The organism is Polaromonas sp. (genome assembly GCF_041689105.1).
Lineage (GTDB): Bacteria > Pseudomonadota > Gammaproteobacteria > Burkholderiales > Burkholderiaceae_C > Polaromonas.
The window spans coordinates 1-8449 of record NZ_JBDNGU010000105.1 but is presented as its reverse complement, the minus strand read 5'-3'; the positions used below and the strand labels follow the sequence as shown (position 1 = coordinate 8449).

Genomic DNA, 8449 nt, shown 5'->3' with positions numbered 1-8449 from the left:
GACCGATCTGAAAATTGGCCCCATCAAGTACGTGGTGCTTATTTGTGAGGATGCGCTCGAATCCTTGGTGGGGGAAGACATCATCGCTGCAGGCGCCAAGGGATATACCGTTGCGCAAGTGCGTGGTCGGGGAAACCGCGGCGTGCGCGACGCGCAGTGGATGCTGTCCGGCAACATCCGCATTGAAGTCTTGTGCCAGGAAGAAGTCGCGTGGCGGTTGGTCGAGCGCGTCGAGTCCAAGTACTCGGCCAACTATGGCCTGGTCATTTTCGTCCAGGACGCGATGGGCACCCGAGCCGACAAGTATTGACGATCAAGTGGGTGCGTATCCGGTGGCGCATCGTGCGTTTCGCCCACGCGACCCAGGTCCGTTGCACGAAGAAGGCAAAAAAGCCGGTGGTATTGACGTAAGGCAAGGAAGTTTTGTACCAGCCGGGATAGCCTCTACCAGCGGCACTGGCCCGTATCAACCTTATGTGGAGCACGATGGACAAATCATCAGCAACTGACCCAGCCGCACAGACACACGTCGATGCGGCAGCGGCTGCCGCGATATTGCAGGCGCTGGCCGAAGATTCCGGTCTCAAGCCCTGGCGGCTGGCCGGCAAAAACCTGATTCCGGTGGTGCAGGGCGGCATGGGTGTGTGTGTGTCGGCCGGGGGGTTGGCCGGTGCGGTGGCAAGCCTGGGAGGCGTGGGCACCGTGTCGTCGGTGGACTTGCGGCGCCTGCACCCGGATCTGATGGCCCGCACTGGCCATCTGGACAAAGAGCCCGATGCGCGCGTGCTGATCGACAGCGCCAACCTGGAGGCGCTGGACCGTGAAATCCGCCGTGCGCGCGCGCTGGCCCAAGGCCAGGGCCTGATTGCGGTCAATGTGATGAAGGCGGTCAGTGCTTACGAGGCCTACGTCCAGCAGGCTCTGGCCAGCGGTGCCGACGCGGTGGTGGTCGGTGCCGGCCTGCCGCTGGACCTGCCGGAGCTGGCGCGTGACCACCCCGGCACCGCGCTGATTCCCATCCTGTCAGATGCACGCGGGGTGCAGCTGCTGGTGCGCAAGTGGCAGAAGAAGGGACGTCTGCCCGACGCCATCGTGATTGAACATCCCGGTCTCGCCGGCGGGCATCTGGGCGCCGCGAAAGTCGCGGACCTGCATGACGCGAGGTTCGATTTCGAGGTGGTCATTCCCCAGGTGCTGGAATTTTTCAGGACAGCGGGCATCGAGCGCGAGATTCCGCTGATTGCGGCCGGTGGCATCAACTGCCGCGACGACATCCTGCGCCTGCAGGCCCTGGGTGCCTCGGCCGTGCAGCTGGGCACCGCGTTTGCAGTCACCCAGGAATGTGATGCTGACCCGGCTTTCAAAAAAGTGCTGGCCGAGGCGAAGCCGGAAGACATGGTGGAGTTCATCAGCGTCGCCGGGCTGCCGGCACGCGCCGTGCGTACGCCCTGGCTTGAGAAATACATCCGGCTCGAGCCGAAACTTCAGGCGGCGGCCCATGTCAAGGGCAAATGCAATATGTCGTTTGATTGCCTCACGCATTGCGGCCTGCGCGATGGCGTCGCCAGCATGGGCCAGTTCTGCATCGACCAGCAGCTCGGCCATGCGTTTGAGGGCGATACGCGTAAAGGCCTTTTCTTCCGTGGTGCTGCCCGGCTGCCGTTTGACGACCAGATCCGCTCGGTGCAAGAATTGATGCAGTGGCTGCTGGGCGGTATCCGTCCTGCGGCATTTGTCCAGACTGTCTAAGGAGCGCGGGACATGAAACGCGATCAGTTGGAACGGCCGCAGGATCAGACGACCACGCAGCCCATCAGTCACGATGTGCTGAAGGAAAAATACCTCAAGCAAGGCGAGTCCGGCGTGGAAGACCTGTACCGGCGTGTGGCACGGGCCCTGGCTTCGGTCGAGCCGAAAGCACAGCGCGCGAAGTACGAGGCGCTGTTCCTCGAGAACCTGCATGCCGGCGCCATCGGCGCAGGCCGCATCATGAGTGCGGCGGGCACGGCCATCCAGGCGACCCTGATCAACTGCTTTGTGCAGCCTGTCGGCGACTGCATCCAGGGCATGGACGAAGGCGGTTACCCGGGCATTTACGAGGCCTTGCGCGAAGCGGCCGAAACCATGCGGCGTGGCGGTGGCGTAGGTTACGACTTCTCGCGCATCCGGCCGCGCGGCGCCGAGGTCAAGGCGACGGCCTCCATGGCCTCCGGCCCGTGCAGCTATATCAACGTGTTTGACCAGTCCTGCTCCACGGTAGAGAGCGCGGGCGCGCGGCGCGGCGCGCAAATGGGTGTGTTGCGCATTGACCATCCGGATGTACACGAATTCGTCACCGCCAAGCGCACGCCGGGGCGGTGGAACAACTTCAATGTCTCGGTCGGCATGCCCGACACCTTCATGCACGCCCTGGCCGAAGACCAGCCCTGGGAGCTGGTGCACAAGGCCAAGCCCGGCGCAACCTTGATCGCGCAGGGCGCGTTCCAGCGGGGCGACGGCCTGTGGGTCTACCAGACGGTGGCGGCGCGCGAATTGTGGGACACCGTAATGCACTCGGCCTACGACTTCGCCGAGCCTGGCGTCCTGTTTCTGGACACTATCAACCAGGACAACAATCTGCGTTACTGCGAAGACATCGCGGCGACCAACCCCTGCGGCGAGCAACCCCTGCCGCCCTACGGCTGCTGCGATCTCGGGCCCATCATCCTCACACGTTTTGTGCGCCATCCTTTCGGCTTCCATGGGGCGCCGGACTTTGATTTCCGGGCCTTCGAGAAGTCGGTGACGACCCAGGTACGTGCACTGGACAACGTGCTGGACCTGACCTTCTGGCCGTTGCCGCAGCAGCAGGCCGAGGCCACCGCCAAGCGCCGCATCGGTGTCGGGTTCACCGGCCTGGGCAATACGCTGACCATGCTTTGCCTGCGCTACGACGCGACCGGCGGACGCGAGATGGCGGCACGTATTGCCGTGTGCATGCGCGATGCGGCCTATGCGGCGTCGGTAGCGCTCGCGAAAGAAAAGGGTGCCTTCCCGAAGTTCAACGCCGAGGGCTACCTGACCGCCGGCACCTTTGCCAGCCGGCTGCCGGACGCGCTGCAGCAGGCCATCCGCGCCAACGGCATCCGCAACAGCCATCTGCTGTCGATTGCGCCTACCGGCACCGTCAGCCTGGCGTTCGCCGACAACGCTTCGAACGGCATTGAGCCCTCGTTTTCGTGGATGTACCGGCGCAAGAAGCGCGAGTCCGATGGCAGCCCCACCAACTACGCAGTGGAAGACCACGCCTGGCGCCTGTACCGGGAGCTGGGCGGCAACGTGGACAAGCTGCCTGTCTACTTTGTCTCGGCACTCGAGATGTCTGCGGACGGGCACATTGCCATGATGCAAGCCGTGCAGCCCTTCGTCGACACGGCGATTTCCAAAACCGTCAATGTGCCGGCCGACTACGCCTATGACGACTTCAAGAGCCTGTACCAGCAGGCCTGGCGCGCACGGCTCAAGGGCCTGGCGACCTACCGGCCCAATGCCATTCTGGGCTCGGTGCTTGAGGTTCATGCGAACCCCGAGGCCACGTCGGCAGCAGCAGCGGCCACAGCGGATCCGATGCGCACGGTGATCGAGAGCCGGCCCAAGGGCGCGCTGTCAGCAGTCGCCGAAAAGGTCGACTACTGGACGCAGGAGGGTCACAAGACCCTGTACATCGTGGTGTCCTTTTTGCCGGTGCCGGCGGCCACAGGCGATGGCACGGTCGAGCGCGCCATTGAGTTTTTCATGCCCGTCGGTCAGAGCGGCGAGTCGCAGCAATGGATCACCTCCAGCATGCGCATGTTGTCGCTGGCGGCGCGCGGCGGTTTTCTGGAGCGTGCACTCAGTGACATGCGCAAGGTGGCCTGGGACCGTGGCCCGGTGCGTCTGGGCACCTACGAGAAGGCCGACGGTACGCGTGTGCCCTTGTGGCACGACTCGGAGGTCGCCGCCATTGCCTATGCAGTACAGAACATCATCGCAAAGCGCGCTCACCAGCCTTCGGCCCATGCGACGCCCTTGCCGGAGCCCCAGCTCGACGCCGCGCTCTCGCCGCCCGTGATGGCCGGCAAGAAGTGCAGCGAGTGCGGCGCCCACGCCGTGATCCGCAAGGACGGTTGCGACTACTGCACCCAGTGCGGCCATTTGGGTGTGTGCGGATGAGTGAGCGCCCCGTCATTGCCGTGCAGTTGCGTTCGGGCAAGCCTTCCGCAAGCGAACGCGCCAGAATTGACTCGCGCTGGCGCGCCCGCCACTTGATGCTTGCGCCGCACCGGCTGGGATTTTTTCTGGCCATGGTGGTGCTGGTGAGCGCCGCCATGTGGTGGGCGCTGGTGCAGCTGGACCGCATCAGCCCGGTGCTGAGCCTGGCCTATGCGCTGTCGCCCTCCTTGGTCCACGGGTCGGTGATGACCTTTGGCTTTATCCCGGTGTTCTTCGCCGGTTTCCTGTTTACAGCCGGCCCGAAATGGCTGGGCGTGCCGCCGCTGGAGCCGCGCCAGATCGTGGCACCGCTGTTGCTGCAGACGACTGGCTGGCTGCTGTACCTGGCGGCTGCGCACCTGCATGGCTTGATGGCACTGACGGCGCTGCTCCTGGCCTGGGTGGGACTGGCCTGGGTCACGGTTTTGTTTTGGGGCTTGATCCGCCGCAGCCAGGCCGAAGACCAGGTGCATGCGCGCGTGGTGGGTGTGGCCTGTGTCGTCGGTTGCCTGAGCCTGGCCGGTTTGCCGCTCAGTCTGTTGCTGGGCACCCCGGCCGCGGCGCTGGCTTGTGTGCTGACCGGCTTGTGGGGCTTTATCGTCGTGGTGTATGTGACCGTGGCGCACCGGATGATCCCATTTTTCACATCCAGTGCCTTGCCCTTGGGCCATGCCTGGCGTCCGTTCTGGGTGTTGTGGCTGATGCTGGCGGTAGCGGCAGCAGAGGTCATCGCTGTCTGGGTGGAGCTGGACGGCCCGCTTCAGGGCGCCGCAGGCCCGATAGGGATGCTTGTCCGCGGTGCGTTTGAGCTGGTCGCGGGCGGCGTGTTGCTCTGGCTTGCCGTGGTCTGGGGGCTGGTGCAAAGCCTCAAGAACCGGCTGTTGGCCATGCTGCGCATCGGCTTTCTCTGGCTCGGCCTGGCGCTGGTGCTGGGCGGCTTTTCACAGCTGCTGGGCGGGGTGCAGGGCACACCCGTGCTGGCCTTGGGTTCGCTGCATGCCCTGACCATGGGTTGCCTGGCCTCGCTGATGCTGGCCATGGTCACGCGAGTGTCCCGCGGCCATAGCGGGCGCGCGCTGGTGGCGGACAACATCGCCTGGGCCCTGTTCTGGCTGCTTCAGGCAGCGACCTTGCTGCGCATAGTCGCTGCCGCACAGACTGCGCTTGCGCCCTGGTTGCTGCTGGCGGCGGCCTTGCTGTGGATGGCCGTCGTGGGGGTGTGGGGCGTGCGGCTGGGAAGCTGGTACGGCCGCCTGCGTGCTGACGGCCGTCCAGGCTGAAAGTTTCTGAAAATGGACATGCGTGCTGCTCCTTCCCTTGAGTCCCCGCTGGTTGAACCTGCGCCGGCGACTCTGGCGGCAGCGCTCATGCAGTCGCGCCAGACCATTTTGCCCAAGCGCCTGGTGGCCCCCGGCCCCGACGCGGAGCAGCTCGGCATGATCTTCCATGCCGCCGCCACGGCGCCCGACCATGGCCAGTTGCTGCCCTGGCGCTTTGTGCTCGTGCCGCAGGCGGCGCGTGGACGGCTGGCCGATGTTTTTGGCGCCGCCCTGATCGCGCGCGACGCCCAGGCGACGCCCGAGCAGGTCGCGCAGGCCTGCGAAAAAGCGTACCGTTCCCCCTTGCTGCTGCTGGTGGTGGTCGATGGGCAGCGCGGTGACGCAGAGATCGATCTGCCCGAGCGCATCGTGTCGGCCGGCTGCGCGGTGCAGAATCTGCTGCTCATGGCCACGGCACTCGGGTTTGGTTCGGCGCTGACCAGCGGCAAAGCGTTGAAATCCACCGGACTGCGCGCCCTGTTCGGCTTGGCCGAGGGAGAACAGGCGCTTTGTTTTGTCAGCATCGGCACCGCACAATCGCGCAAGCCCGCGCGCCTGCGGCCGACGCCGCCTGACTTTGTGACCCGCCTTTGCGCTGACGGGGCCGCGCCGGATTCTTTTCATCCCCCGTGACTGGAGTAATTGTCATGCCGGGCCTGACCCGGCATCCATGCCTCGCGGGTCAAGACAGTGGTCAACGCAACACGGGTTGCGGTTCAGTCCCGCAATGGCAACCCCCACAAGGAGAACCCCATGGATATTCTGAGTTTTGACGACCTTCTGCAAGCGGCCCGGGCACAGCCCGAACCGCAGCGCCTGCTGTTTGTGTTCGCCGGCGTCGAGCTGCCCGAGGACAGCACGCTGGTCCAGCGTGAACGCTTTGAGGCCGGCCAGGGCGGCGCGCTGGTACCGCTGATGTGCGTGGACAAGCGCCCCGAGGAACTGAGCTCGTTTGCGGCGCTGGTGCAGGAGTCCGGCCAGTTCGGCCACAACTGGGGCCTGGTGTTTGCCGCTGCCCTTTCGGGCTCGGTGAACCGTGCGCCCACCACCGAGGATGCCGAGGAGCCGCTGCAACGCATGGTCGAGTTCATCAAACAGGGCAAGACGAGCGCCTTCATTCCGTTTGACCCCCAGGGTCAGCCGGTGCAGTTCGGCTGACATGGGCGTCGTGCGACGCACCGGGCGCCCATGGCGCTGCGTGAAAATCGCGTCTGGGGCGTGAAAGAAAAGATCTATGAACGCGCACTACCCGCCATCTCCGACACCGCACTGGCCAACTTGCTGACCGCAGCGCACAAGGTAGACGGCATCGTCAAAGGCCTCAAACAACCCGACTGGCCCGCCAGCGGCTGGCAGGCACTGCATCGACTCGCTAGTATGGTGTGTGTGCAGTGCGCAGGGTCTGGTCATACACAGCCCGCCCAGGTACGAGGTCGTTGATTAACGCATGAAGTGCCCTAAACTCTGGGGTTATGACCACTACAGAGATTCAGCTCACGAATCAGTCTGTCAAACACAAAAAGTTAATTGGACTCTGACCCTCATGGTTCCACCTCATTAAAGTTTTGAAAAGCCGGAGGTTAAATTGAACGCACACCTTGAAGTCCTGGAAGCAGAAGCTCTGAAGCTCAGCCCTGCAGACTGCTCGCATCTGCTGGAACGGCTTGTGGCGAGCCTCGATTTAGACCCTGACGTTGAACAGGCATGGGCGCTGGTTGCTGACTAAAGAGAGGGCGAATTAGCCTCAGGCGCACAGCACGCGGTGTCAGAGCCCGAGGCGATGGCACGCTTGCTGGCACGGCTGGCTCGATGAGCTATTCGCTACATCCGGGCGCAGAACAGGATGTAGCCGATGCAATAGATTTTTATGCCCGACAGGCAGGGGGTGCAGTTGCCGAACGTTTTCTTGCGGAGTTCGGACGGGTCGCAAACCTTTTGGTGTGATACCCCGGCTTTGGAACGCCAGCAAAAAGCGGTCGCAGAATATTTCCCCCACAGGTGTTTCCGTACTCGGTTATGTACCGGGAGAAAAATGGCGGCGTTTTGATACTGGTTGTGAGGCACCAGCACCGTAAACCCGGTTATGGCGGCGGGAGGCGTTAAACATCAACAAAGCCGCCACTACCTTTTAAACGATCAGGAGCTGATTGGAGTCTGACCCTAATTCTTCTATGTTGCATGAAACCAAAACTCTCAACCGCCAAAACCTTGCTCAGCGCCAACAAACTCCCGCTGGATGCCAACTCGTTCTTCAACGGCTTGATCATCTGCGGGAAAATGAAGATCGTTGAGTATGAATCCACCACCGGCAGCGGCGAGATAAAGTACTACATGCAGCTCACCGATGAAGGCGCAGCCTACGGTGAAAACAAGGCCAGCGGCTGGCACGAATTCAAGACTGAGCCAAAATTTTACGAGCACATTTTTATCGATGCGTATTTAACGTGCTGCGACGCGATTGGCCGCCATGCGCGTGACTGGGCCGCTACACAAACACACCCGAATCAATAGTGATGACACCGAGCCCGCAAACCAATGATGACCGCGCTAGGTCAGAAAAAATAATCGATCCAACCGCCTACTTTTCAAGCTGGTTCTTCCGTATTGACTCACACCACTTCGAAACCCTGGGGATGAGCTACAAAAAGTTCATGAAGAACAAAAAACCCTATTGGACGTGGTCAAAAATGAACCCCATCGAGTACCGTTTTCAACAGGGGTACATCTTCTACGCACGTGATGATTCGAATCATTTTTTGGGTTCTTCATCGAATTCACTGTGAATTTTCCTTCACTCCAGCAGAATCCAGTTTTTAAATTGATTGACCGTGCCATGAAAGATACCGCGCTGTACGAACACCTTCTTGGACTGAAGACGCCCTGGTCGGTGAAGAAGGTTG

8 protein-coding genes and 2 pseudogenes are annotated in these 8449 nt (G+C 62.4%); all 10 read left to right on the top strand.

The window, feature by feature from the left end; translation table 11 throughout:
• Positions 1-310, top strand: a 310-nt coding sequence (locus tag ACESMT_RS11375) for a P-II family nitrogen regulator (protein ID WP_372826705.1), incomplete at its 5' end; no start/stop codon positions are given.
• Between the two features lie 94 nt (positions 311-404).
• Positions 405-509 (top strand): annotated as a pseudogene (locus tag ACESMT_RS11370) (carbonic anhydrase); the annotation flags it as partial.
• The gene (locus tag ACESMT_RS11365; RefSeq protein WP_372826704.1) at positions 487-1749 is read left to right on the top strand and encodes an NAD(P)H-dependent flavin oxidoreductase; all 1263 of its coding nucleotides are present in this window, start codon (positions 487-489) and stop codon (positions 1747-1749) included. The pseudogene ACESMT_RS11370 and the gene ACESMT_RS11365, both read left to right, overlap by 23 nt.
• 12 nt (positions 1750-1761) lie before the next feature.
• Complete coding sequence (locus tag ACESMT_RS11360; RefSeq protein WP_372826703.1) at positions 1762-4191, top strand: adenosylcobalamin-dependent ribonucleoside-diphosphate reductase; 2430 nt, start codon at positions 1762-1764, stop codon at positions 4189-4191.
• Positions 4188-5510, top strand: a complete 1323-nt coding sequence (locus ACESMT_RS11355; RefSeq protein WP_372826702.1) for an NnrS family protein — start codon at positions 4188-4190, stop codon at positions 5508-5510. Before ACESMT_RS11360 ends, ACESMT_RS11355 begins: the two co-directional genes overlap by 4 nt.
• A 12-nt stretch (positions 5511-5522) precedes the next feature.
• Positions 5523-6182: a nitroreductase gene (locus tag ACESMT_RS11350; protein ID WP_372826701.1), complete on the top strand. Its 660-nt coding sequence runs from the start codon at positions 5523-5525 to the stop codon at positions 6180-6182.
• A 120-nt stretch (positions 6183-6302) separates the two neighbouring features.
• Positions 6303-6707 carry a ribonucleotide reductase subunit alpha gene (locus ACESMT_RS11345; protein ID WP_372826700.1) on the top strand — a complete coding sequence of 135 codons (405 nt, stop codon included), beginning with the start codon at positions 6303-6305 and terminating at the stop codon, positions 6705-6707.
• 27 nt (positions 6708-6734) lie between these two features.
• Positions 6735-6989: pseudogene (locus tag ACESMT_RS11340) on the top strand (DNA polymerase III subunit delta); the annotation flags it as partial.
• Positions 6990-7134: 145 nt separating this feature from the next.
• Entirely contained in the window at positions 7135-7275 is a 141-nt protein-coding gene (locus tag ACESMT_RS11335; RefSeq protein WP_372826698.1) for a hypothetical protein, read from the top strand.
• Between the two features lie 452 nt (positions 7276-7727).
• Positions 7728-8060, top strand: a complete 333-nt coding sequence (locus tag ACESMT_RS11330) for a hypothetical protein (protein WP_372826697.1) — start codon at positions 7728-7730, stop codon at positions 8058-8060.
• Positions 8061-8449 lie beyond the last annotated feature (389 nt).

Bases quoted from the DNA above. Each gene is read 5' to 3' on its own strand.
- ACESMT_RS11365 (WP_372826704.1), top strand. From the start codon at position 487: ATGGACAAATCATCAGCAACTGACCCAGCCGCACAGACACACGTCGAT.
- ACESMT_RS11360 (WP_372826703.1), top strand. From the start codon at position 1,762: ATGAAACGCGATCAGTTGGAACGGCCGCAGGATCAGACGACCACGCAG.
- ACESMT_RS11355 (WP_372826702.1), top strand. From the start codon at position 4,188: ATGAGTGAGCGCCCCGTCATTGCCGTGCAGTTGCGTTCGGGCAAGCCT.
- ACESMT_RS11350 (WP_372826701.1), top strand. From the start codon at position 5,523: ATGGACATGCGTGCTGCTCCTTCCCTTGAGTCCCCGCTGGTTGAACCT.
- ACESMT_RS11345 (WP_372826700.1), top strand. From the start codon at position 6,303: ATGGATATTCTGAGTTTTGACGACCTTCTGCAAGCGGCCCGGGCACAG.
- ACESMT_RS11330 (WP_372826697.1), top strand. From the start codon at position 7,728: ATGAAACCAAAACTCTCAACCGCCAAAACCTTGCTCAGCGCCAACAAA.